The following is a 23,978-nucleotide window of genomic DNA, read 5'->3' as shown; positions in this document are numbered from 1 at the left end:
CAATAAAAAAAGCGGCACCTGAAATAGGTGCCGCCTCATATGTTTCTACGGTAGAAACTTAATAACATTGTTCAGATAACTAACTTGCTAATATGCCGGCTGTCCGAAGTTTCGTTTTTAAATCGCGAAGTTCAATAAGCATAGCCTGTGCTTCAGACTGAGTATAAGTCTGTGAAGGCGCTGTCGCAGAATCCAGCGATAAAGAAGCTTGCCTCACGCTACCAGATTCTGTTAGTGTTGCCATTTTATTTGCATTTAAAATAAACCAAACATTCTCATTAGCAACTAAGGTAACATACTGGTTTTCATAATTTAAAACATAATCTCCAAGAACACCTTCTATCCTATCTCCTAAAGAAGGTATTAAGTTAACTTTTTCACCAACATTTTTTATAAACGTCAATTCTCGTCCCTGCATCAAGCTTGCTAATGGTAAATTAAATACGGTTGCAATGGCTGCTCCAACTTTAATGACAGAATCTGTTGGTTGGACTCCAACCGAACCGGCACGTGTATTTACGGACTTAAAAATAGGATCCTTCTGAAATTTATTCCTCCCTGACCATCCATTACAATTGACCTCATGCCAAAAACCATTTATAAACAAAAACTCTATGATTAATATACTACCATTAACATTGGTATTGAGTATATCTTGTGTCCTTTGTGTAATTTTATAATCATCAGAAAAAGTTATTGGAACATAATTTGGAGAAGAAGATTTACGAATCGCAATTTTTATAGTAGTTCCATCAATTGATTCTTTAGGCTTAATAATATTGATGGGCAATGTTGTAATACTGTAATAAAAAAAGCGACTTCTATCTCTGTTGTTTCGAGGTGAATACTCTGTTGATATTTCATTTATGCTAAGATTATTATTATAATCTTCTAGACATTCATTTGATAATACTATAACCCGTCCGGCTTTGACATTTGCCCTAAAATTATCATCAAATATTGACATCATACCTCCGTTTATAACTGGAGTAATTATAGTACAAGATGGTACACCACCTTGACCAGTATCGTGCCTAAACCCTACCTCATTAGTAATTGTAGTTCTTATGAATTTTGTGAAGTACTTATCAATATCTCTTGTCGCATTTATACTAGCATTCAAAATATACCCAACCGTATCATCAATCGAATTTACTGAGTGTTGTATTCCTTCAATATTCATAGCTCCTGCAGTACTTAAAGAGCTACATATATTATTTTGAGATGTAATATTAACTCCATTAACGATTCTAATCTGACCATTGGGAGCATTATTACTTTTAATCAGAACATTTTTTACCGGATTATAAGCTAACAAATTATCAGTCACAAATTGTGATAGCACATAAATTGCCGCATTATTACTATAAAAATTATTATATGCTATCAAAGAATCTTTAGCTTCATCAAATCCATCAATTATTGCCTGATCTAGCAATTTGTATACTATATGAAAACTACTTGGATCTATATGATTATAAAAAGTATTATTAAGGATTTCTGATCTAATAGAATTGATCAAATAAATATCATGCGTCAATCCTGTTTGATGTAACATTCCATTGTCTGAAAAAGTATTATTTGTTATTTTAAAATAATGGTTAATACCTGATATGCCAGTAAGTACATTATGATGAATATTACAAGAATCTATTTGTGCGTTGCTGCCATGATAAATTTGAAAAGCGGAGCTCATCTTTAATACTTCTACTTTGTGAATGAATATGTTACTCGATCTTAATATTCTAATTCCACAATTATTAGAATCATAGCCAGAGTCTATACCAATTGTAACACCTTCAATTTTTATATTACTGATATAAAAATTCTCTATATTATCACCATAAAAGAAGCTTGAGTTAGCACTTTGAATTGTTCTGTAAAGCCTACAGTGATTCCCTTCAATATTTGTATTACTCTGTAATGTAATTTGACCATTCATGTGTATCGACATATTTTCAGGAAATGTAATAGCACATCTACTATTTACTGCATAATTTACAGTTTTTTGGATAATATCTGTATTTTCTAGAGATTCCGAAACTCCAAAATATTTTATATTTACACTTCCTTCAAAATTATGTTCCAATTTATACCCAACACCATCAATGACACTTCCACCATCGTCGGTTGCTATTGTATCACTCAAATAATATAATATAGGAGCCGGTGTATCCCCTTTTTCGTAATACCCAAATAACTCCACTCCAGCATATGTTGGGTTTGTGCCTTGCAATGATGCGATTTCACTTGCAGATAGGTTTCGCATATCTACCATCGTGTTCTTAATTAAAAATTGATTTGCCATATTTAATGTTTTTTAAATTTGTACAACAAAAGTATAGCTAACAGTGGGGGGATCTAAGAAGAATAGCTGCTATCTAAGCGGTAAACAAGATCTACCGAAAAGTCGTTCATTTTTTAATGCTCTTTTCAAAAAAAGTGTGGTATTTTCCAAATACCACACTTTTCTTATCGTAATTTGTATTCTAAGGAGCTAGTAACTTTGCTACTCTCAACTTTGCCTTTAAATCGCGAAGCTCCGTCAAGATTCCTTGCACCTCTGACTGTTCATAAGTTACTCCCGGGTTTAGTGCTGAGTTTGGTGACGACAATGCCTGTTTGTTTACAGGATGCCATCCCAAACCCTCCCCAGATGGATTATAATATTGGACATAATGTGTAATATTGGATGAAAGATTAGGAAAAAACATGGACATACTTCTTTGAAAAGTTGCTCCTCCAAATGTAAATACAGCTCCGCCTGAGCTAATGGGATAACCGGTGTGTCCAGTCGTTTGTATAGTGGCGCTTGAAATTGTTCCAACTATTGCAGTACCCAATAATCGTGTTCCATCAGCGGGTGCTAAATAAACTCCTTCAGTGCTTAACATCTTACCATAGGGAATCTCCTTCCAAATAGTATTATTAGATCCACTAGCAAGCGCTATCCAGCCTAAAATTGAAGATGAATTGTCATGAAAGACAATATCTCCTTTTCTATAATTACCTGAATTAGGAGGCTCTATTGCATAAAACTTATCATCGGCAAATACACTTACATTACCAGTACTTCCCTCTCCATCTAAGGATAATATCTTGAGCGCTTTTACTTTAGTATTGTTAAGTCCTGAGATTATTATTCTTAATTTCTTTACATCATTGGATAAGGAGATAAACCTAACAGAGCTCCTAATCTTCAGAATACCATCTTCAGCATAATCTGCAGCTCCATTAATACCGAATGTATTTACATTAGTATTAGACAATACGCCAAATATATTTCCAGCGGGCATCAATGTCTCACTATTATTACCATAAGCGTAATAAAAAAGCTTACTTGCGGCGGTATTTGAGTTCTTTTCGACAGGATATATTGCAAATCGTTTACAGTTTTCTGTATCGATCTCCAAATATAGACCGCCGCCGCTTGGTATATTCAGATAACCATCTACATCAATTTGATAATGTTGGGGTAAACTATTGGGTGGTAAATCTCTGAATGTAGCCCCAGTACTATTAACTCTTCCAAAGTTTTTTATTTGGCATTTACCAGTAGAATCATAAGGAATAATATTTTTGGAAAACAAACCTGAGTCGAAAACAACATTATTGCGATATAAGCTCTCTTTTTGAGCAATACTTCTGCGAGAGATAACACTATTCCCCTGCTTTACGGTACTCATATCCTCCAAAAAAGCTGAATCACTCAGGTTTGATTCTCCGGTCGTGCCAACAGGCACCACGATTGTCAATGTAGCCAGATTACCTTGTCCATTTTTCACCTGCAGAAATGTAGGGCTTTGTGATGTTTTAAAATTTCCTTCATGTCTAAAATTATTAAAAGTGTTTAGACTTCCATTTACAATTTGAACAGGGATTCCACGAAATTGGTTTGGGGTATCTATATGCATTAACCCTTCAATAATCCCGCATTCGAATGTCAATGACTCTGGAGCATATCCTTTGGAGCCCTCGAAGCCTATCCTAATACCTACTCGATCAAAATCTTTTTCCGCAGTATAATTTGAATTTCCCATTCTTCCATACATACTTGTTATTGTCGAAGTAATATAGCCACTTGAATCACCTAATGGAGAATAAGAGGTATAATCAGCGTGAATTCTATTATCGGAAAGATTTCCAAGATTAATTTTTGAATAAGCAAATCCCGCATTATGTCCTTTGAATTGAACACCAACGTCAAAACCATGACATTCAACGATATCTATTATACTTCTTATTATATTATTCAGCTTAATTCCAATAAATCCGTCTCCATTCCAAATTATTGTTTTGTTTCTAGCATTCAATTTGTAGGTCCGATTAGTTGTAGTAAGTCTATCGTTATCGCTATAATCGCCAATATCTAAAAACACCCCCACCGAATTATCACTTCCAGTATAAATAAGAGGAGCTTCCATAATTATATCATACCCACTTCCAAATTTTAATTTGCCATTAACACTATATCCGAGGTATGGATTAGATGTGTTTGGAAAGATAATACGAAATTTATAGGATACAGTACGAGCAATTGAAGTTATACTGTTAGCATAATTGATTAATTTTATTATGCAAGGTGTATTGTCAAAAAAGGTACTAATAGCATTCTTAAAATCAGCCTTGCATCCAAAATATAACACATTGATATCTCCAGCGAAATCATGTATTAAATTAATTCCCCCAACTTCGATTACGCTACCACCATCATCTGTTCCAGGATCTGAATTCGTTGGAGCTAGGTAATAAATAATTGGCGCTGGTGTATCACCCTTTTCGTAATATCCCAATAGCTCCACTCCAGCATATGTTGGGTTTGAGCCTTGCAATGATGCGATTTCAATTGCAGATAAGTTACGCATATCTGCCATCGTGTTCTTAATTAAAAATTGATTTGCCATATTTTATGTTTTTTAAATTTGTACAACAAAAGTATAGCTAACCCTAAGCGGATCTAAGAAGAATAGGTGTTATCTAAGCGGTAAACGAGATCTACCGAAAAGTCGTTCATTTTGAAGAACTCAGCATGAGCAATTATGGTAAAAAAGAAAGCCACATCTCACGATGTGGCCTTAACTAAACATATGATTAAATAGTAAATTACTTGTAAGAATTGATCGATTGGGATACTTTCCAGTTACCACCGTCATTGACTAAAGTCACGAGATCGGTTTTGGTAAAACCTTCAAACTGCATCGTTACTTTGGCTATCATGTAGTCCGCTGACTCCTGTACGATGGTGGTACTTGTTTTACAGTTTAACTGCTCACCTTTTTGCTTTTTCAAGAAGGAAATAACTTCAGAACGGCTATTGGTTTTATCTTCTGATGCCTGTACTTTTTGGCTGAAGTCTGTTGTAAACAGCTGCTCCACTCCTGCCGATTGACCTGCTGTCATAACCGCAACGTAATGATCAATGGCTAGATCTGCTGTAGATAAATTGACCACTGCTTTTTTAGGGTTTGCTAATTCTAGTTTGCCTGCTGCCATAGTGAATGTTGATACTGCGATCAAGGCTGCTGCTGCGAATGTTTTTGCTAAAGTTCTCATAATGTCTTTATTTTATAGTTTGTTAGTTCTTATTTGTTGATTCAAAAGTAGGATGTAATTCGTCCCTACCCTATGGCAATTAGACTAAACCAACTAAAAACTCGGTGAATGAAGGAAATGGATAGGTGAAGTTGTGACGGTCCTAAACAAACTACCTTGCTATTCAATTTTTGTAGATTATGTTAGCAGTACATGACAAATACTCAGTATGAGCCGGCTCAATATGTCTGAATTTTTATTTTCAGAATTAATGCTTTTATAATATTTAACAATAAATAAACTTTTCGACCTAAATGATAGCTTAAAAATGAAATATATCAATCAAAATTATTAACTTCAAATAGAATTAAACGTAAAATTACTGACAGTCACCCTTTTTGGTCAATTTACCCTAATTTTAAACCACAAATAAATGATAAAAGCTATTCGAATTTCTCTCCTCTTAACGTTTATCTTTTCAGGTATTACAAATTTGTCTGCGCAGTCAAAAGATCAGTTTGTATTAAAAGCTGTCATCGATACCGTACCTAATGCAACCTACTTTATAAGATATGCAAATGCCAATAAAATAATGCATGATACAATAACACTGGATAAAAATAGCAGTTTTATATATCAGGCTACAATTCATGAACCAACAATTTTTTCCTTAAGCGTGCCCAATATTTACAACGATAGAATCATAGGAGATTTTATTGTCTATTCTTTTTGGGTAGAGCCAGGCAAAACGATATTATTAAAAGGTAACAGCGGATGGTTAATAAAAGGTTTACATGGACTGGCTTCAAGATCGGACCGCTATGAACTTAGAAATTCGGTCTTAGATAGTCTTGATAAAATTTATAAAAAGAAATGGTCCGAGGCGCTAGATTCTCGTAAGAAACAAAAGGGGTCTGAATTAAACAATGATGAATCATTAGCAGTTTATGATAGCATTACAAATACTTTTATTGTAAGTGAACCTAAAAACTATTATGGATTATATTTGATTAATAAAAAATTAACAACTAAAATTTTTGAAATTCAACAAGTAAAGAAATGGATCTCGAGTTATCCTGAATCACTTACTTCGACCTATTTAGGGAAAGAAATCTATTCTAAAATCTCCGGTAACGAAATGAGTCAGATCGGTCAGGTACTACCAGATTTTGAGCAGCCGGATACCGCATCGAACTTTATAAAATTGTCTAGTTTTCGTGGCAAGTACGTCTTCGTCGACTTCTGGGCATCTTGGTGTGGGCCATGTCGAGCAGAAAACCCCTATTTGATTAAAGCGTATGAGACATTTAAGTCAAAAGGTTTCGAAATTGTGGGAGTTTCGCTTGATAAGGAGAAAAAATCATGGCTAAAAGCAATTCATGATGATGGTTTAACCTGGACTCAGCTTTCTGATCTAAAAGGATTTAATAATGAAGTTGCTAAGAGATTTTTAATTACATCTATTCCTGAAAACTACTTACTAGATCCAAATGGTGTCATTATAGCAAAAGGACTGAGAGGGGAGCAATTGATGGCAACCTTAGAAAAACTATTAACAAAGTAAATAACAATAGCTCAATAATATCGTCTTGGGCAGTTCCATTAACAATCAGGGGTCGATGATGAATACTGTTTTTAAAAGCCCGAAAATAAAGCATCTGTTTTATTAAAAAATACGGGAAGCCGTAAGGGTGGTATAAAACAAATAAAGCCATTCTTGGCAGAATGGCTTTATTTGTTTATCTATATTATTTATTTGATTTATTTCAGTTTTTCAATCTCTTCAATGGTAAGGCCTGTACCTTTTGCAATATCGGCAATAGGTAAGCCCATTTTCTTGAACTCTAAAGCAATGGCAATTGATTCTTCTCGTTTGCCTTTTTCAATTCCAGACTGAATTCCCTTTTCGATTCCAGCTTGGATTCCTTTTTCTCTTTCTTGTCGTTTGATTGTTTCTATTACACCCATTTCGATTGTGCCTCCTGTCACTTGATAAATGTATTGATCAAAGTTACTATTTATTTCTTTATCTCGTATAAAAAGAAAACTCTTTAAAAAAACTAAAAAGCTCATTATGCGATCTTTACTATACTTATTGGTCTCGATAAGCCTTCTTGCGATTGTGCTACGCTGCTCTGCGAGCTCCTGCTCTGGAACCTTATCTTCATCTAAAGCTTTCTGGCATGCCAAGACAATATAAGCAAATATATTGTCCATATCGAGTAGCTCTGATTCGTCATGATCAAAAATTTGATAGCTCAGGTACTGAAAGCGTAACGACGTGCGAAAAACAGCAAAATGATATTCATCAGTACATGGCTGCGAACGTCCTCCAGTAAAAACAGCAATGGTCTCCACAGGAACACGGTAACGATCTAATAGCCTGTAAAAATACTGAAAGATACGATGTGAGAAATCGGAATCATGTCCGCCTTCGATTTCGGTATTCACTAAAATCCACTTCTCGCTTCCGTCTTTTAAATAAACCTTGACCAGAAGGTCTGCCACACGCTTCCCTTTTTTACGCTCACGGAAGGGAATGATCTCCAACAATTCTTTATCCATAAAAGTCAATCCACGCCCTAGATCAAAGGTAGCATCGGCATCTGGATACATAAACCGTAAAAAATCAGGAAAATTATCCTCAAAAATGGCTTTCAAAAGCTCATCATTCTTCTTGGCAGGCTTTAAATGTCTTGAATCTACACTCATAACTGTCTATCAATTGGTTAACAGAGATAAAGATACAAATAAAAACTAAATATATTAGCTTTTATTTACTATAAATATTAGTTTTATTGGCTTAATAGTTATTTAAAAAAACTGAAGACAAAACAAGCAGAATTTCATGTTATCTTTAATTATCAATTATGAAAATCTAGATCTTATATAGAAATAAATGATCATGACCAAATCACCTTAAATAGAAACGATCAAAAAATAATGGTAGGAAAAGAATAAAATATGTAAGACGAAGCGAGACTTGAAAACATAGATCAATTAACAAATCATAAACGAAGAGCAATGGCTTTCTTAATTAATTATATTAAAAAATAGGATGAGGACGTTAATTTCATTATCTTAATAAATGAAATATAATATTATTGACTTATAATAGCTTTGCTTCATATGATATTGACCAATTATACGCCTTTTCTTAAAAACTTATTAAAATACATTTCAATATTACTTTTTTTTAGTTGTCCTATGTTGTGTTTTTCTCAATACAAACTTATGGATACCACGAAATTTGTAAAAAATAATTTGCCGGCTTATGTAAACAGGTTGGACCAGTATAAATATAAAAATATACCGGTTATTGATAGAAAATCAATTGTAAGTACTCTGTTGCGAGAATATTACATTGATGAATTGGTCTCAGGAAATGAGACCTTAAGTAAGGATCGCTATTATGCATTGAGCCACCATCTTTCAGCCAAAACATTTAATTCGCTAAACAATCGCGATAGATTTAACTACTGTATGATGACACAAGAATACTATATGCAAAATTGTGGAAGTCTTGGTCGATTTAAATCAACAGGAATATACGGTGCCTTTTATCGATCAGATTTACCTTTAGAGTATTGGAGCGATAGACAATTACAATTTTTACATAAGAATAGAAAAGAAATCATTGGTTACGTGGATCAAATGTGGTCCGATTTAAAATTTATTGGTGATAACACAAAAGATCTATTGGTAGAATTGATCATGTGGGAGGAGATCCCCAATATATTGCAACAAATAGAATTATCTCCTCAAGATAATAGCTTATACTCAGTATTAGTTCAGATTATGATGCGTGCAAAATTCACGACATTTGAAGATTCAAAAATATATGAACAACTGTATGGCCCTGATTCTTACATTGCTAGTCAGATCGCAGGTACAGAGGAAAACAGGACAGCAATAGTTGACATGGCAAAAAAATGTTATGCTGAATTGGATGTGATCCCAAATTATAATGTCCCGATATATGTTAGGCAGTCAAGACCATCTTACTCCTCTGACGGGCTTAAGGAGGAATTGGTTACAAGAAAAAAGGATTGGCCACTAAAAAAAGTACAAACTCCTATATTTAAAATTAAATAATAACTTATTGAAATCACTCTTTATATTAAATACAGAGGCTCTAAAAAGTCACATCTCACGACCTGGCTGTAACTGAACAAATGATTACACGGTAAATTACTTGTACGAGCTGATCGATAGTGATACTTTCCATTTAACGCCATGATTTCCAAAGCCACGAGATAGGTTTTATTGAAAGATAATAAGATCGCAATAATTATTTTTGAGCATCTTGAATTTTTAAAATACCATATATAAAAATCGTTTTGTATGAAAAATGCACATAAATTATTAAACATTTTACTTATACTCGCAATAACAATTTGTTTTTTAGATGTACTCTTTTTGCATCGTGATTTATTAAGTGCAACTTCTGCTACTGAAATACATATTAATAGTCTTGGAAATAATTACTATCAATATTATGAGTTAGATGAATCTATAAACAAATATCCTTTAAAAAAATCAATCCAAAGATTTATCACTAAACATGAATTTAGTTTTAACAATGATGGATATTTGATTTTCAGGATACTTATCAATAAAAATGGTAAAGCCGAACTATTAAGTTTCAGTCAATTAGATGAAAAACTCAATCCAATTACGGCCGAATTAAGTCATATTGAAGATATTAAATACTTTTTGATAAATAACTGTAATTGGCAAAAAGGTTTTATTAATGGCAAAATTCGAAAATATCACCAAAAAATTCAATTTAAGATATTTAAATGCAAAATTAATGAAATTTATTAAAAGAAATAGTAGCATAATAATATTAACGGTAAAGATTACTATGCTTTTCTTTATACTTTTTTCTTACATAAAATTAATCTCACTGCCCGAAGAAAAACAATTTAAATACGCTGAATTAAATCAAGGAAGTCTCAAATCTGACCTGATATTTTCTTACTTAACATATCGGTTTCCAGACAATAGCGAGTACTATCGTGAAAGATCTGTAGCGTACAATAAAAGAGGATTGTATCATCAAGGTTTTACTTATTTGGATAAAGCAGTTCAATTGAAACCAGTTTCACATTTAGGTTACAGAGGCTGGATTAAGCTTTACAAAATAAGAGACTACCAAGGAGCATTAAATGATTTTATAAAATTAGATTCTCTGACTGTTCTTCACATAGATTACCCAATGAGTGAAAACATACATATGCTCAAAGCTGTCTGTCTTTTTAAGTTAAATAAAAGATCAGAAGCACTTAAGGAATTTGATAGTGCAGTCAAAACTACTGCGGAAAATGCAAGAGATTATAAAATTAATCTTTACTATGCAATTGCATTGTTTGAAATTGGCGATTTAGATGAATCTTTAAAGTTGATAAATCAGGTGCTAGAAGATTACCCAAAGAGTAGCGATGCAAACTATTACTTAGGCAAAGTATTATACGAACAGAAAAAGTATTCCGCCGCGTCGATATATTTAAAGAAAGCGAAGGACTTTTTTTTATCTGGAAATGTTCTTAAGGACATTTATAATGAATTGCCCTTTGAAATCTACATGGAAGATATTGATGAAATTTTCATAAAAAACGAAAAAGCGAAGCATAGTATAACGTTGGGGAGTGTAACTTCAACTGCGTCATTGGATAATTAGCTTACTCCTAATAGCCTCTGTCGAGCTTTAGTCTATCCCCAATTTAATATAAAGTTGAGATATAGTCAAGCCCCAATTGTGCATTGGCATCGTCCATTTTTTAGAGATGTCCCTTATTATCAAGAACATTAACTTCATTAACGCCTGCTCAGAGCTGAATGCACCCTTAGACTTCGTTATTTTACGAATCTGGCGGTGCATTCCTTCAATAGGATTAGTAGTATAAATAGTCTTACGTACCTGTTCATCGTATTCAAAAAAAGTAGATAAGTTCGTCCAATTATCCATCCAGGATTTAGCAGCAATTGGATATTTCTTACCCCATTTCTCTTCGAAGATAATTAAGTTTTCATAGCCCATTTCTTCGTTAACAGCTTAATAAACGGGCTTTAGGTCTTCAATGACAGCCTTTTTATCCTTTTCTGTAACATAGCGCATACTTGATCTGATCTGGTGAACGATACATAACTGAACTTTAGTTTTAGGGAAAATAGCTTCAATAGCTTCAGGAAAGCCTTTTAAACCATCGACACAGGCAATTAGAATGTCTTGGACACCACGCTGTTTTAGGTCTGTGAGAACAGATAACCAAAACTTGGCACCCTCATTCTCTGAACTATAAAGACCTATCAGATCTTTGTGTCCATCCATTCCTACACCTAATATATTATAAATAGCCCTAGATTCAACCGTGCCGTTCTGACGGACTTTATAATGCATGCAGTCTAGGAAAACAAAGGGATAGACGGCCTCTAGCGGACGACTTCGCCACTCATTAACGGCTGGCATAACACTTTCTGTGATACGGGATATTTCGGTCGCAGAAATATCCATAGCATACATCTCACGGATAAAATCACTTATAGCACGTGTGCTCATCCCTTTGGCATACATACTTAGAACATGGCCTTCTAATTGTTCTGTAATAATGAGCTGACGTTTGGGAATTACCTTAGGTTCAAATGTACCGGATCTATCCCGTCCAGACTCCAGTTCAAAAGTACCTGTATTAAGGCCGCGGACAGTCTTTTTGGTCTTACCATTACGACGATTGGAATTACCTGAGGCCTTATCTTCCTGAAGATGACTCTCTAGCTCGCCATCCATCATTGACTCCAATAAATGCTTCATTAAGGGCGCTAGAACGCCGTCGTTGGGAGATAAACTCTTCCCGTTATAAAGACCTTGCATAGCTTCATCTTTGAAGCGTTCAATACGGCGAAGCCCTCTTGAATACAATTAAAAAACAAATACGAATGAAAAATAGAATGGGGTCTTTTCTTTCATGACCATGTCGTTTGAATAATTAAATATAAAAAATCTTATTAAATTATTCCCTTGACACAGTTCACGTTACAATCTCAAAGAAAATATGTAGTTGATATGAAGAGAACTATTAGAAGTCTAAACCAAAAACTCTTCAATTTGCAACTCTCCTCTTAGTGGCATTAATTAGCCAAGATAATATTTTCACAATAAAAGGTCATTGAATCTTCTGCAACAGCTATTTTGTATTTAACTCCCTCTATTTGTGCATGAGCCAAATCTTCTATAATTATAGAAGATTTGGAGGAACAAAAATAATAATCTGAATTTATATTAATGCTTGATACCCTGTCAAAAAGTATCGTTTTCTCATCAAAATCTGATGATTTAATTTTAATAAGTATTTCCAAATTACTATCCAAAATGGTAAAATTTTCAATAACTATTTGTAAAACAATAAAATGACTTTTTAATATTTCAACTATATTTTTCATGATTTATTTTTCACTTTACCAACATGTTTTAGGTTCCAATCCAGGTATGTGGTCAATTGACTTTCAATTTATTTTAATTAAAATTAGTAAGAGCCCGATCACGTATCTCTAATATATCAAATCCTGCTATATGCAGTTTTTGTTCTGCTTGCTTCTCAATGAGATCTTTTAGTAAAGTGAAGGTTTCATCAAATTGAACGTGTTTACCAATAACAAATGAAAGATCATATTCAATTTCTTCCCAAGTATTTATATCAGCATGGTTGTGCTGTAATTGCACTTCTAGTTTATCAATAGCGTTAGCCACTTTAGCTTCAAATGTATTTTTTTCTTCAAATTCGTAAAATAGATCATAAATCTCTTGTCCATTACTTTTACTAAGCATTTCACGTATATTCTCTATAGCCTTTTCTTCATTTTGCTGTTTTACCTTTCTGATCGCTGGATTACGGATCTGATCAAGAACGGATACATCTCCGGCTTCGGCTTCAACAAGATCATGAATAATGATCATCTTCAACAATCTAGCGAGATCAATCTTTTTATCCAGCAAAGGTTCGATTAGAACTGCCATTAGTGACATTCTCCAGGTATGCTCAGCAACACTTTCTTGTCGACCATTGGATAACCAACTATGTCTCAGTTCAAATTTCAATTTTTCCGCTAACTGCAATACCTCTAATATCGCTGACAATTGTTCGATTTTAATTTGGTTAGTCATATTAATTCATTGTTATAATTTGGTATCTATTTTTTTTTAAGTACTTAGACTTGGCAATATAATGAGCAATATTAATTAAGCATTATATTATTTGAAGCTATCATTTCCCAAAATCTTGATAGCTTCATCCAAATATTTTTGTTTGTTCTTTTTTATAGCCTGACTCAATTCTTGATAGGTCAAATCTGTTTTTCCTTCCTGTTTTGTATAATCAATATTCAACTGAATGTCAGGATCAATTCCTTCACCAATTTTATAAATTTTTCCATTTCGATCTTTCAAAACAGAAGTTGTTAAATTTATAGTAATACCTCCGCCAATATCAATAGGGCTATTGTTAGAGGTCAAACCAGTTGTTTTTTGACCTACTAATTTAACATTTTTTTGACCTTTGAAATAAGCCGCAAATAATTCTCCTGAACTAGCCGTTATTTGACTCGTCAGAATCACTATTGGCACATTATTATTCTTAATACTTATAGGTAGGACTTTTTCATATTCTAAGTTTATCAATTGAGCAACTTTTATATCATCAGGACTTGTTTCAATAAACCTTGTAGAAACTTTTTCATCTTTAGTACGACTAAAATACGAATAACAATGATTCACATCAATTAATGTTGGAAAATGCCAAATCATAGACATAATATTTCCGCCGTTATTTTCGGTTAAATCAATAATCCACGCTTTTGGATTTTTCGCATCCAACTCTTTTAATTGTATTCCAATGGTATCCACAAATTTACGATTCTCAAGAGCTACCGATGGTATATTAATATAAGCATATTTATCTTGAAGTATGCGATGTTGGAAGTTTTTGGGAGGAAGACCTGCCTCCGCATCAGTAGTTGTTCCAATTAATTTGTAAAAAGCAAACTTGGATTCTTCTGTATTATCTTCTTCTTTGTTCAAAAATATAACTGATGAATGACCGTCTTTCAATGTTTTGATAAAGGAAGTTAAATGAGGTTTGAGATCATTAATATTATTAATATTTTTAGTTTGTTCTATAAAATCTGGACGAACAGAATCCCATTTCACATTCAGACTCATATAAGAATTGGTTTGTACGGAGTCTAAAAATCGTAGTACAATGTTTTGGACATCTTTATTTTGAGCTTGTGCGTTAAAATTCAATAATATAAATGTCGTTATAGCAAATAATAGTTTTTTCTTCATAAAATGGTTCAGTTAATTGTCGAAGATATAAAAATTTATAAAATTTTTATATCTTGCGATTAAAATTTTTTCATTATTTTTTATGTAAGATGGAGTGACCTTAAAGTAACGTCTGCCCCCCCCTGTTTCATTCATCGCTTTGAATAGCAGGGGTACAAATTCGGTCAATCGGGATGTGGCTATAAACTCCGCTGTAGTATTGTCCATGGTATAGATACCGGTATTGCGTTCTATGATCAAGCTTGCTTTGACTTTGTTCTTAATAACAGATCCATCGATATCTCCACCTACTGCTTCTGTTTGAATATGTTTAATTTCATTGAGCAATACAGGAGTACCGATAGCGGTGATCATAAACGATTGGGGTTCCTTTGCCCGAGATCTCATCAATATTGACGCTGAAGCCTATAACGGCATCTGTCCGTTAGCTACGGGCATTTTGCTTTAAAGACTCCACTACGCTCTTATATAGCTCCTGTAATTTGTTTTCATAATTGCGGGACCGCCCACCGAAAAATCCCGAAGGGATCTGCGAAGCAAACGCCACGAAGCTGGCTCCGGATTGCACTCAGAGCATTGGCTCCAATAACAGCTGTTGCTGAAATGGGATCAAAATAACGCAGGACTTCTCTCCCCTCGATGGTATTGGTACTGGTAACGATCATGGTCTATGATGAATACTGTTTTAAAAGTCCAAAAATAAAGCATCAGTTTGATTAAAAAATACGGGAAGCCGTAAGGAGGGGATAAAACCTATAAAGCCATTCTTGGCAGAATTGCTTTATAGGTTTTTTTGTATGAATAAAAAATTGCTTCTAATCAGACAGGGGTAATTCGGTATTTAGTTATTGAGAGATATTTCCAATGTTAAATTCACATATTATTAAAAAGCAAGAATAGTATCTGATTTTTTTTATCAAAAAGAAGAAGCTTCCTTTGAAGTTGACCATACTCATCAGAAAAAAATTCTTTATAATAATATACATCATTGGTTTTGTTACCTATAGCATAGTTTGCGAATTTTATAAATCTACTTTCCATTTCAGAATACCAAATCTGAACATATTGATTCTGAATATCAAAAAATACAGTAATATTTTTAAACTCTTTATACTGTTTAATACTTTCAGGATCCAATGACTGTAATTTAGGTTTTGACCAAGGGATGCGGCTAATGAATTTTTTCACTTTTTCCCCCTTTACACTAACAACAATTATAGCCTGACCTTTATTTTCTTCCTCTCCAAAATTTCTAAACTCAGATATGACACTATCTTTTTTCAAATCAAGCGGTAGATTAAATACGGTTTTAGCATACTTTTCTAGTGACATTGTTTGTAATCTATCATCACATGAAATGAACAGAAGAAAAAAAGAAACAATACATATATTTTTGATAAATGAGCACATATTTTAATTTAGATTTTATTTTAATCGTTACCCATAAACAAAAGTAAAACATTTATTCCTTCTGATTTCATTTAAGGTCATAATTGATATAATATACACCTTTTCAGTAAAATAAATACTGCTTCAATAAAATAATATCTTCAGCTTCTACTTGTATATGTTTAATTTCATTGAGCAATACTGGTGTACCGATAGCGGTGATCATAAACATCTGCGTGCCCTTGCCCGAGATCTCATCAATATTGACGCTGAAGCCTATAACGGCATCTGCCCGATAGCTACGAGCATTTTGCTTTAAAGACTCCACTACGCTTTTATATAGCTCCTGTAATTTGTTTTCATAATTGCGGGAGCGCCCACCGAAGAAGTCGACAAAGCTGGCTCCGATTTCACTCAAAGCATTGGCTCCAATAACAGCTGTTGCTGAAATGGGATCAAAATAACGCAGGACTTCTCTCCCCTCAATGGTATTGGTACTGGTAACGATCATGGTCTATGATGAATACTGTTTTAAAAGCCCGAAAATAAAGGATCGCTTTGATTAAAAAATACGGGAAGCCGTAAGGAGGGGATAAAACGAATAAAGCCATTCTTGACAGAATGGCTTTAGATGTTTTATATGATCTATTTGATTTATTTCAGTTTTTCAATCTCGTCGATGGTAAGGCCGGTACCCTCAGCAATTTGCTCTACTGATAACCCCATCTTTTTAAATTTTAAAGCTGTCTCAATGGCTTTTTTGTGTTCGCCTTCTGCTTTAGTCTCTTCCAATTGCTTTTCTTAATTCAACTTTTAAATAATGATAAAGGTTTTAATGGTATTTAAAGTTATTAGGTTTTGTTGCTTGCTTATTTCCCGAACTTTGATTTTTCCAAACAGCGAATGGCCTCTTGTCCTTTGTCCTTGTCAATATATGTAACACTAATGGTTAAAAACTTTTTACCAAATAATCTATAATAGGTGATCCAATGGAGTACTTGTCCGCTAGGATAGTGCAATACCATTTTATATCTATGGAATTCTAAATTATTTATTTTCTCAATTCCATTAGTAGCATCAATTTTCACACCTGGAATTTGATTCTTACAAGTCTCATACTGGACCTTATTTATCCCAGCACACAATCTTGCAAAATCACCGTTTTTATCTCGATTATAAATTTGATAACTTGCTTGCATAAAATTGTACTCATCGTTTTTAAACGAAAATATTATTTTAGGGTTACTTGTAACTTTTTCATTGTAAGTATTCTCTATCCCCCTTTTGCCCAAATCATTTAATTTCTCTAATTCTGAATGACTTAAATTTTTATAATTTTCAGGAATCTTTATTGACCATTTAAATTCATTGCTATAAATCGTTTGAGATAACGAATTTTGACAAATAAGGCTTTGAGAAAGAAAAATAAAACTAATAAATACATAATAAAATTGGCGCATATCTTTTTTGATACAAAAATAATAATTTAATCACGCGAAATAGAGCATATTTAAAAGTTTTAACGGTTGAATATTCGGTTTAATGCAACTTAAAATATTTACAGATCCTTTCATAAAGGAACTTTCTATTAATTTTTTATGATAATCAAAGATTGAATGTTTACTCCGATGTCGCTCCCAGCGACATTCCATTGCTCAATGACCATCTCCCTCTACATTTAGCCTTAACACTTTCCTTTTCATCTTAGATGGTATAACTGGGCCAGAGAGTTCATCAATATTTGACGCTGAAACCTTTAACGGCATCTGCCCGATAGGCTACGTGCATTTTGCTTTAAAGACTCCACTACGCTCTTATATAGCTCCTGTTTTTGTTTTCATAATTGCGGGAGCGCCCACCGAAGAATCCCGAAGGGATCTGCGAAGCAAACGCTACAAAGCTCGCTCCGATTTCACTCAGAGCATTAGCTCCAATAACAGCTGTTGCTGATATGGGATCAAAATAACGCTGGACTTCTCTCCCCTCGATGTTATTGGTACTGGTAACGATCATGATGTATGATGAATACTGTTTTAAAAGCCCCAAAATAAAGCATCGGTTTGATTAAAAAATACGGGAAGCCGTAAGGAGGGTATTAAACGTATAAAGCCATTCTTGACAGAATGGCTTTATACGTTTATCTATATAATTTATTTGATTTATTTCAGTTTTTCAATCTCTTCGATGGTAAGACCGGTACCCTCAGCAATTTGTTCTAAAGGTAAACCCATATTTTTAAATTTCAAAGCTGTCTCAATAGCATTTTGGTGCTGGCCTTGAGCAATACCTTCTTTTAAACCTTCTTTTAAACCTCGATCATGTCCAAGACGCTGAGCAGTAGAATAGGTATTCTCTGCATCGCGCTTATGTTTTAAACTTGCTTCGTATGCCATCTTATCCTCCGGTGTTAATTTTGCGACTTCGCCTATGTCAAAGATAAGACCAAATACCCGCTTATCCAAAAAATCCGGTATTTTATCAAGTTTACTCATGTTTTTCAATAGATATAGCCACATATCCATATCTGTCTTTATATCAGCCTCATTCTTATTAAAATTTGGTAATACTAAGAGCTTGTAACCAAGCTTTTCATAAAAAACACGATTACTCTGCTTATCACAAAGAGCAACATCATAAAAATACTTTCCGGATTCAGTTTCTCCTAATTCAAACTCTAAGATACCAATAAAATATACTTCGGGAAGTTCGTATGTATTTCCCTTATAGCCCCTGGGTATAAGTTTATTGATAAGCCTGGATGTATAAAAAACCGTTCGGTCTTTAAAAAAATCTTGATAAAGCTGTTGCATCTCTATAATAAAATGCTCACCATCAATACCGGTACAATAGAGATCGAAAATAACCTTACGCTCATTTTCAACATCGCCACCCTGCTCCACTGGCCGATAATGAAGATCTTGAATAACTTTCTCTCCCTTAAAGAGTCCATTTAAAAATCCAATTAAAATCGGCTTATTTTCTTCTCTTCCAAAATAAAATTTAAAGCTCCAGTCGCCACTAAAACCAACATACTTGCCCATGTTACTTTTTGTCTTTTTCATAATAATATGCTTTGCTTAAATAATTAATGTTGCTAAGCAAACATCAGAAAAACTAAAATTATTAGCCGGTTATTAAACGTTTGTAGTCGACAGTAATCGTTTGTTGTCGGCTAGCTGGCAACAAAAGCATTAACCTGTTAACCTAGTCTTGCTTTCCGGACACAAAAAAAGCCACATCTCATGACGTGGCTTCTAGTTAATATATGGATTAAACTTGATTACTTATAAGAATTGATCGATTGGGATACTTTCCAATTACCGCCCTCATTGACTAAAGTCACGAGATCGGTTTTGGTAAAACCTTCAAACTGCATCGTTACTTTGGCGATCATATAGTCTGCTGACTCCTGTACGATGGTGGTACTTGTTTTACAGTTTAACTGCTCACCTTTTTGCTTTTTCAAGAAGGAAATAACTTCTGAACGACTATTGGTTTTATCTTCTGATGCCTTTACTTTTTGGCTAAAATCTGCTGTAAACAACTGCTCTACTCCTGCCGATTGTCCTTCTGTCATAACCGCAACGTAATGATCAATGGCGAGATCTGCTGTAGATAAATTGACCACCGCTTTTTTAGGGTTTGATACCTCTGGTTTGCCTGCTGCCATAGTGAAAGTAGAGACTGCGATCAAGGCTGCCGCTGCGAATGTTTTTGCTAAAGTTTTCATAATGTCTTTATTTTATAGTTTGTTAGTTCTTATTTGTTGATTCAAAAGTAGGATGTAGATCGTCCCTACCCTATGGCAATTAGACTAAACCAACTAAAAACTCGGTGAACGGTCAAAATGAAGAGGTGAAATTATTTTAAACTTTTTTGAACTATTCTATTCAACAGGTGTTCTTATAATACAAAGCGATAACGAACATACTTTCAGCATGAAAGTGTATAACGATAAATGACGTAGTACAGTAAATAAATCCAATTGCTTCAAAACAATTTGGATGATGAAACAAAAAAGAGGAAACGATAAGAAACATAAAAATTACTGTGCAGTTAAACGCCAAGATAAAGGGTCTAATGAGAATTAGGCCCTTTTGATGTATATGGATTTTCAAGAATTTGCAACTATTTTCCATGATGTATATATGGTATTTATTCGTAACTTAATACGATTAACCTATAATACTCAACTAACCAATTTATATTTAATTATACCAATTCCACCGCCTGAAGCTCAGTAGCTCGTCGATGTAGACCATCCTCAATTTTTTTAACTGTGATTGACGAGGCTTTTTTAATCCAGATGAGTAATGTTGATCGTACTGCAACTGTTCTAATTGTATTTGAATTCCAACAGTCTAATTGATTTATTCATCTCTCAACGATGTCACAGGGTTGGTTAAGGCCGCTTTGATAGCCTGAGTGCTTACTGTTGCAATTGCTAATAACAAAACACCTGCTACTGAAAGTACAAAGACACTCCAACCAATAACTACATTGTACGTATATGTTTGGAGAAAAAAGCGATCTGCGAACCAATATGATAAAGGAAAAGCGAAAAACAAATAATGTACTAATCCGAAAAGGAAACGAGATATCATCTGTAGTTTCTTTAATTTTTTTGCGCTGTATGGTTCTCCATACTTTTATTCATTTTTTAATGATGATATATTCCGTTTTCTTTCTTAATTTACGGCTTTATGTCATCAGCACATTAGCTACATGTGCAACAAACGATAAGCATTATAACACTAAATAAGATATGCGAAAATTTATTATGTTGATTTCAGTTGCAATGGTTGGATTATTAAGCTCTCATAAACCTATTGAGTTGCATAGTTTGATCGCACAGAAAACAAAAATAGATGTGAAAAATATGGGTAAAACCTATTATATAGATCCTTCTGGAGATGATGACAGCACGGGTACGAGTATAATAGGGGCATGGAAAACACTCGCTAAAATCAATGCTTCGGTGTTTGGTCCGGGTGACCGTATCTTGTTTAAAAGCGGAGGGGTATGGAATGATACTTTACATATGAAAAACTCGGGAACAGCGAAAGCGCCTATTATCATAGATAAATATGGTGGCGATGTTCGGCCAATTATAAATGGAGGAGGACAGAGAAATGGATCTAATGGTCTTTTTCTCAATAAAGTTTCTTATTTCGAGGTGAATAATCTAGAAGTGACCAATACAGTATCAACGGGTACAAATTATGCGTCTACCGGCATCCGTGTGGCAGGAGGTAGTCCATCAGAGCCGGCAATTAATAATATTGTGATTAAGAATTGTTATGTCCATGATGTGAATGGCACTATTGATGGAAATAAGAATTATAACAAAGGTTCTGGTGGAATTATTCTTGATGGCAAAATATATGGTGCATTGATACAAAGTTGTCATGTTGCGAATTGTTCCGTGGAAGGGATAAGAACAACTGGGGATAGAGCAATGGTTGCAAGATCTAAAGATATTATAATCGATAATAACTTGATTGAATATATCTATGGTGATGGTATTGTCATGTCCGGGGTAACTGGTGGAAGCAAGATCACGCACAATACGGTTTACAAAGCTTGTATGAACACTGGATCAGATAATTATGCAGGTATATGGACAATCGGTAGCTTGAACACACTTGTGGCTTACAATGAAGTATATGGTTTGACAGGTGGTGGAGTCAACGATGGTGTAGCCTTTGATGCGGATGGATATGATAATGATTCTGAGACCGATGGTGATATCTTTGAATACAATTATTCGCATGATAATAATGGTGGTTTTATGCTTTTTATGAATCAATCCAAGAATATTAAGGTACGTTATAATGTCTCTGTCAATGATATCGGTACAACTCAGTTAAAGAAACTATTTTTGTTCGAAAGAACGATATATGACTCACGTGAGATCTACAATAATGTTTTCTATATCAAAAATCCAGTGGAGAGCCTGTTTCATGTCATGAATGGGGAAAGTTCAGGAAAACCTTATGCAACTTTTTCAAATAATATTTTTTATACAACCTCAACAATAAACAGTCTTTCTACTCAGCCAGATACCGGCCTCCGGTTTAACAATAATTGTCTATATCCGGCGAGTACATTTACTGCTTTGAATTGGGGGACGACTGTTCTTAGTAATAATTTTTATAAAGACCCTTTATTTGTTAATCCTGTTGGCGGAAACGGACTTGATGCAGCGAAAGGTTATCAAGTCAGGAAGGGAGCACCGGTTCTTAATGCAGGTATTTTTATTAGAAATAATGGTGGAAAGGATTTTTCTGGAAATGCACTATCTTCTGGTAATCCCGATGTAGGGGCATTTCAGCATGTTGTTATTGCAAATGCAGGAAGTTCTCTTACCAAGAATTAAACAGTAATATAAAATCATCGATAATTGGCTTTTTATTTATATCTGTAGGTGTAAACTACAATAAGCACTTAAAGTACTGTCTCCAATGACGGCTGTTGCTACAATGGGATTGTTGTGTTAATCGGTTTGATTAAAAAATAAGGGAAGCCTTAAGGAAGGTATTGAACAACTAAAGCAATTCTTAACAGAATGGCTTTAGTTGTTTTTATATGACCTATATATTTTATTTCAGTCTTTCGATCTCGTCGATCGTAAGCCCGGTACCCCCAGCAATTTGCTCTATAGGTAAACCCATATTTTCAAATTTCAAAGCTGTCTCAATGGCTTTTTTGTGTGCACCTTTAGCAATACCTTCCTTTAAGCCCTCTTTTAAACCTCGATCATGCCCAATAAGCTGAGCAGTAGAATAGGTATTCTCTGCATCACGCTTATGTTTTAAACTTGCTTCGTATGCAATCTTATCCTCTGGTGTTAATTTTGCGACTTCGCCTATGTAAAATATAAGACCAAATACCCGCTTATCCAAAAAATCCGATATTTTATCAAGTTTACTCATGTTTTTCAATAGATATAACCAAATATCCATATCTGTCTTTATATCAGTTTCATTCTTAGTGAAATTTGGTAATACTAAAAAACTTATAACCAAGCTTTTCATAAGAAACACGATTATTCTGCTTATCGCAGAGAGCAACATCATAAAAATACTTACCCCGTTCAGTTTCTCATAATTCAAACTCTAAGATACCGATAAAATATACTTCGGGAAGTTCATATATATTTCCCTTATAGCCCTTAGGTATAAGTTTATTGATAAGCCTGGATGTATAAAAAACGGTTCGGTCTTTAAAAAAATCTTGATATAGCTGTTGCATCTCAATAATGAAATGCTCACCATCAATGCCGGTACAATACAGATCGAAAATAACCTTACGCTCATTTTCAACATAGCCATCCTGCTCCACTGGCCGATAATGAAGATCTTTAATAACTTTCTCTCCTTCAAAGAATCCAGAAAATAAAATCTAAATGATAAGCATATATATCTGTAATCAAGATGCCGTATGAGCAATAAAATTCGGCGATAGTGATGTAGTTTGAATATTTCTTTTATATTAGTTAAGTTAAATCGTAAATAAATAAGCAAACTACCAATTAGAATAAAACTATAAAAATCAAATCACTAGAGATTGTAACGTGAACTGTGTCAAGGGAATAATTTAATAAGATTTTTTATATTTAATTATTCAAACGACATGGTCATGAAAGAAAAGACCCCATTCGACTTTGAACGCTTCAAAGATGAAGCTATGCAAGGTCTTTATAACGGGAAGA

24 protein-coding genes and 1 pseudogene are annotated in these 23,978 nt (G+C 33.9%); 5 read left to right on the top strand and 20 right to left on the bottom strand.

The window, feature by feature from the left end:
* Positions 1-79 precede the first annotated feature (79 nt).
* The 3 genes from JAZ75_RS16925 to JAZ75_RS16915 form a co-directional block, all read right to left on the bottom strand.
* Positions 80-2,308 carry a hypothetical protein gene (locus JAZ75_RS16925; RefSeq protein ID WP_208696842.1) on the bottom strand — a complete coding sequence of 743 codons (2,229 nt, stop codon included), beginning with the start codon at positions 2,306-2,308 and terminating at the stop codon, positions 80-82.
* A 181-nt stretch (positions 2,309-2,489) separates the two neighbouring features.
* Complete coding sequence (locus tag JAZ75_RS16920) at positions 2,490-4,904, bottom strand: hypothetical protein (RefSeq protein WP_208696840.1); 2,415 nt, start codon at positions 4,902-4,904, stop codon at positions 2,490-2,492.
* Positions 4,905-5,103: 199 nt separating this feature from the next.
* Entirely contained in the window at positions 5,104-5,553 is a 450-nt protein-coding gene (locus JAZ75_RS16915) for a nuclear transport factor 2 family protein (protein WP_208696838.1), read from the bottom strand.
* Positions 5,554-5,965: 412 nt separating this feature from the next.
* Between JAZ75_RS16915 and JAZ75_RS16910 the strand changes: the two genes are divergently transcribed.
* Positions 5,966-7,096 carry a TlpA family protein disulfide reductase gene (locus tag JAZ75_RS16910; protein WP_232789240.1) on the top strand — a complete coding sequence of 377 codons (1,131 nt, stop codon included), beginning with the start codon at positions 5,966-5,968 and terminating at the stop codon, positions 7,094-7,096.
* A 197-nt stretch (positions 7,097-7,293) separates the two neighbouring features.
* On the opposite strand, the gene JAZ75_RS16905 is transcribed toward JAZ75_RS16910, so the two are convergent.
* Positions 7,294-8,244, bottom strand: coding sequence for a hypothetical protein (locus JAZ75_RS16905; RefSeq protein WP_208696836.1), 951 nt, complete (start codon positions 8,242-8,244; stop codon positions 7,294-7,296).
* A 522-nt stretch (positions 8,245-8,766) separates the two neighbouring features.
* Here JAZ75_RS16905 and JAZ75_RS16900 point away from each other — a divergent pair.
* The 3 genes from JAZ75_RS16900 to JAZ75_RS16890 all read left to right on the top strand — a co-directional run bounded on the left by JAZ75_RS16900 (position 8,767) and on the right by JAZ75_RS16890 (position 11,215).
* Positions 8,767-9,627 (top strand): hypothetical protein, encoded by an 861-nt coding sequence (locus JAZ75_RS16900; RefSeq protein ID WP_208696834.1) that lies wholly within the window; start codon positions 8,767-8,769, stop codon positions 9,625-9,627.
* Between the two features lie 249 nt (positions 9,628-9,876).
* Positions 9,877-10,359 carry a hypothetical protein gene (locus tag JAZ75_RS16895; protein ID WP_208696832.1) on the top strand — a complete coding sequence of 161 codons (483 nt, stop codon included), beginning with the start codon at positions 9,877-9,879 and terminating at the stop codon, positions 10,357-10,359.
* Positions 10,286-11,215: a tetratricopeptide repeat protein gene (locus JAZ75_RS16890; RefSeq protein ID WP_208696830.1), complete on the top strand. Its 930-nt coding sequence runs from the start codon at positions 10,286-10,288 to the stop codon at positions 11,213-11,215. The genes JAZ75_RS16895 and JAZ75_RS16890 overlap by 74 nt, the downstream gene beginning before the upstream one ends.
* Before the next feature lie 27 nt (positions 11,216-11,242).
* On the opposite strand, the pseudogene JAZ75_RS16885 reads toward JAZ75_RS16890, so the two are convergent.
* The 14 genes and pseudogenes from JAZ75_RS16885 to JAZ75_RS16820 form a co-directional block, all read right to left on the bottom strand.
* Positions 11,243-12,406: pseudogene (locus tag JAZ75_RS16885) on the bottom strand (IS256 family transposase).
* A gap of 257 nt (positions 12,407-12,663) precedes the next feature.
* Positions 12,664-12,975 carry a hypothetical protein gene (locus JAZ75_RS16880; protein ID WP_208696828.1) on the bottom strand — a complete coding sequence of 104 codons (312 nt, stop codon included), beginning with the start codon at positions 12,973-12,975 and terminating at the stop codon, positions 12,664-12,666.
* Positions 12,976-13,048: 73 nt separating this feature from the next.
* On the bottom strand, positions 13,049-13,696 hold the full coding sequence (locus JAZ75_RS16875) for an HD domain-containing protein (protein ID WP_208696826.1): 648 nt from the start codon (positions 13,694-13,696) through the stop codon (positions 13,049-13,051).
* A gap of 87 nt (positions 13,697-13,783) precedes the next feature.
* Entirely contained in the window at positions 13,784-14,875 is a 1,092-nt protein-coding gene (locus tag JAZ75_RS16870; protein WP_208696824.1) for a S41 family peptidase, read from the bottom strand.
* Positions 14,876-14,887: 12 nt separating this feature from the next.
* The gene (locus JAZ75_RS16865; protein WP_208696822.1) at positions 14,888-15,229 is read right to left on the bottom strand and encodes a hypothetical protein; all 342 of its coding nucleotides are present in this window, start codon (positions 15,227-15,229) and stop codon (positions 14,888-14,890) included.
* Between the two features lie 134 nt (positions 15,230-15,363).
* Positions 15,364-15,540, bottom strand: a complete 177-nt coding sequence (locus tag JAZ75_RS26220) for a heavy metal-binding domain-containing protein (protein WP_208696820.1) — start codon at positions 15,538-15,540, stop codon at positions 15,364-15,366.
* A 208-nt stretch (positions 15,541-15,748) separates the two neighbouring features.
* On the bottom strand, positions 15,749-16,207 hold the full coding sequence (locus JAZ75_RS16855) for a hypothetical protein (RefSeq protein ID WP_208696818.1): 459 nt from the start codon (positions 16,205-16,207) through the stop codon (positions 15,749-15,751).
* A 181-nt stretch (positions 16,208-16,388) separates the two neighbouring features.
* Positions 16,389-16,775: a heavy metal-binding domain-containing protein gene (locus tag JAZ75_RS16850; RefSeq protein ID WP_208696816.1), complete on the bottom strand. Its 387-nt coding sequence runs from the start codon at positions 16,773-16,775 to the stop codon at positions 16,389-16,391.
* A 143-nt stretch (positions 16,776-16,918) separates the two neighbouring features.
* The gene (locus tag JAZ75_RS16845) at positions 16,919-17,056 is read right to left on the bottom strand and encodes a hypothetical protein (RefSeq protein WP_208696814.1); all 138 of its coding nucleotides are present in this window, start codon (positions 17,054-17,056) and stop codon (positions 16,919-16,921) included.
* A gap of 77 nt (positions 17,057-17,133) precedes the next feature.
* Positions 17,134-17,724, bottom strand: a complete 591-nt coding sequence (locus JAZ75_RS16840; protein WP_208696812.1) for a hypothetical protein — start codon at positions 17,722-17,724, stop codon at positions 17,134-17,136.
* 346 nt (positions 17,725-18,070) lie between these two features.
* Entirely contained in the window at positions 18,071-18,277 is a 207-nt protein-coding gene (locus tag JAZ75_RS16835; protein ID WP_208696810.1) for a heavy metal-binding domain-containing protein, read from the bottom strand.
* Positions 18,278-18,423: 146 nt separating this feature from the next.
* The gene (locus tag JAZ75_RS16830) at positions 18,424-19,326 is read right to left on the bottom strand and encodes an Rpn family recombination-promoting nuclease/putative transposase (RefSeq protein ID WP_208696808.1); all 903 of its coding nucleotides are present in this window, start codon (positions 19,324-19,326) and stop codon (positions 18,424-18,426) included.
* Between the two features lie 218 nt (positions 19,327-19,544).
* Entirely contained in the window at positions 19,545-19,994 is a 450-nt protein-coding gene (locus JAZ75_RS16825) for a nuclear transport factor 2 family protein (RefSeq protein ID WP_208696806.1), read from the bottom strand.
* 640 nt (positions 19,995-20,634) lie between these two features.
* Positions 20,635-20,868, bottom strand: a complete 234-nt coding sequence (locus JAZ75_RS16820; protein ID WP_208696803.1) for a hypothetical protein — start codon at positions 20,866-20,868, stop codon at positions 20,635-20,637.
* Between the two features lie 161 nt (positions 20,869-21,029).
* On the opposite strand from JAZ75_RS16820, the gene JAZ75_RS16815 reads away from it, so the two are divergent.
* Positions 21,030-22,643: a right-handed parallel beta-helix repeat-containing protein gene (locus tag JAZ75_RS16815; protein ID WP_208696801.1), complete on the top strand. Its 1,614-nt coding sequence runs from the start codon at positions 21,030-21,032 to the stop codon at positions 22,641-22,643.
* A 223-nt stretch (positions 22,644-22,866) separates the two neighbouring features.
* Here the strand turns inward: JAZ75_RS16815 and JAZ75_RS26085 are convergent, their stop codons facing one another.
* Together JAZ75_RS26085 and JAZ75_RS26215 are read right to left on the bottom strand one after the other, a co-directional pair.
* Positions 22,867-23,301: a PD-(D/E)XK nuclease family transposase gene (locus JAZ75_RS26085; protein ID WP_208696799.1), complete on the bottom strand. Its 435-nt coding sequence runs from the start codon at positions 23,299-23,301 to the stop codon at positions 22,867-22,869.
* 67 nt (positions 23,302-23,368) lie between these two features.
* Entirely contained in the window at positions 23,369-23,668 is a 300-nt protein-coding gene (locus tag JAZ75_RS26215) for a PD-(D/E)XK nuclease family transposase (RefSeq protein WP_208702507.1), read from the bottom strand.
* Positions 23,669-23,978 lie beyond the last annotated feature (310 nt).

The sequence above is a fragment of the Sphingobacterium sp. UDSM-2020 genome, assembly GCF_016132525.1.
In the GTDB taxonomy this organism is placed as follows: Bacteria; Bacteroidota; Bacteroidia; order Sphingobacteriales; family Sphingobacteriaceae; genus Sphingobacterium; species Sphingobacterium anhuiense.
Note: the sequence above shows the minus strand (reverse complement) of the source record. Positions and strands in the feature narration are given on the sequence as shown.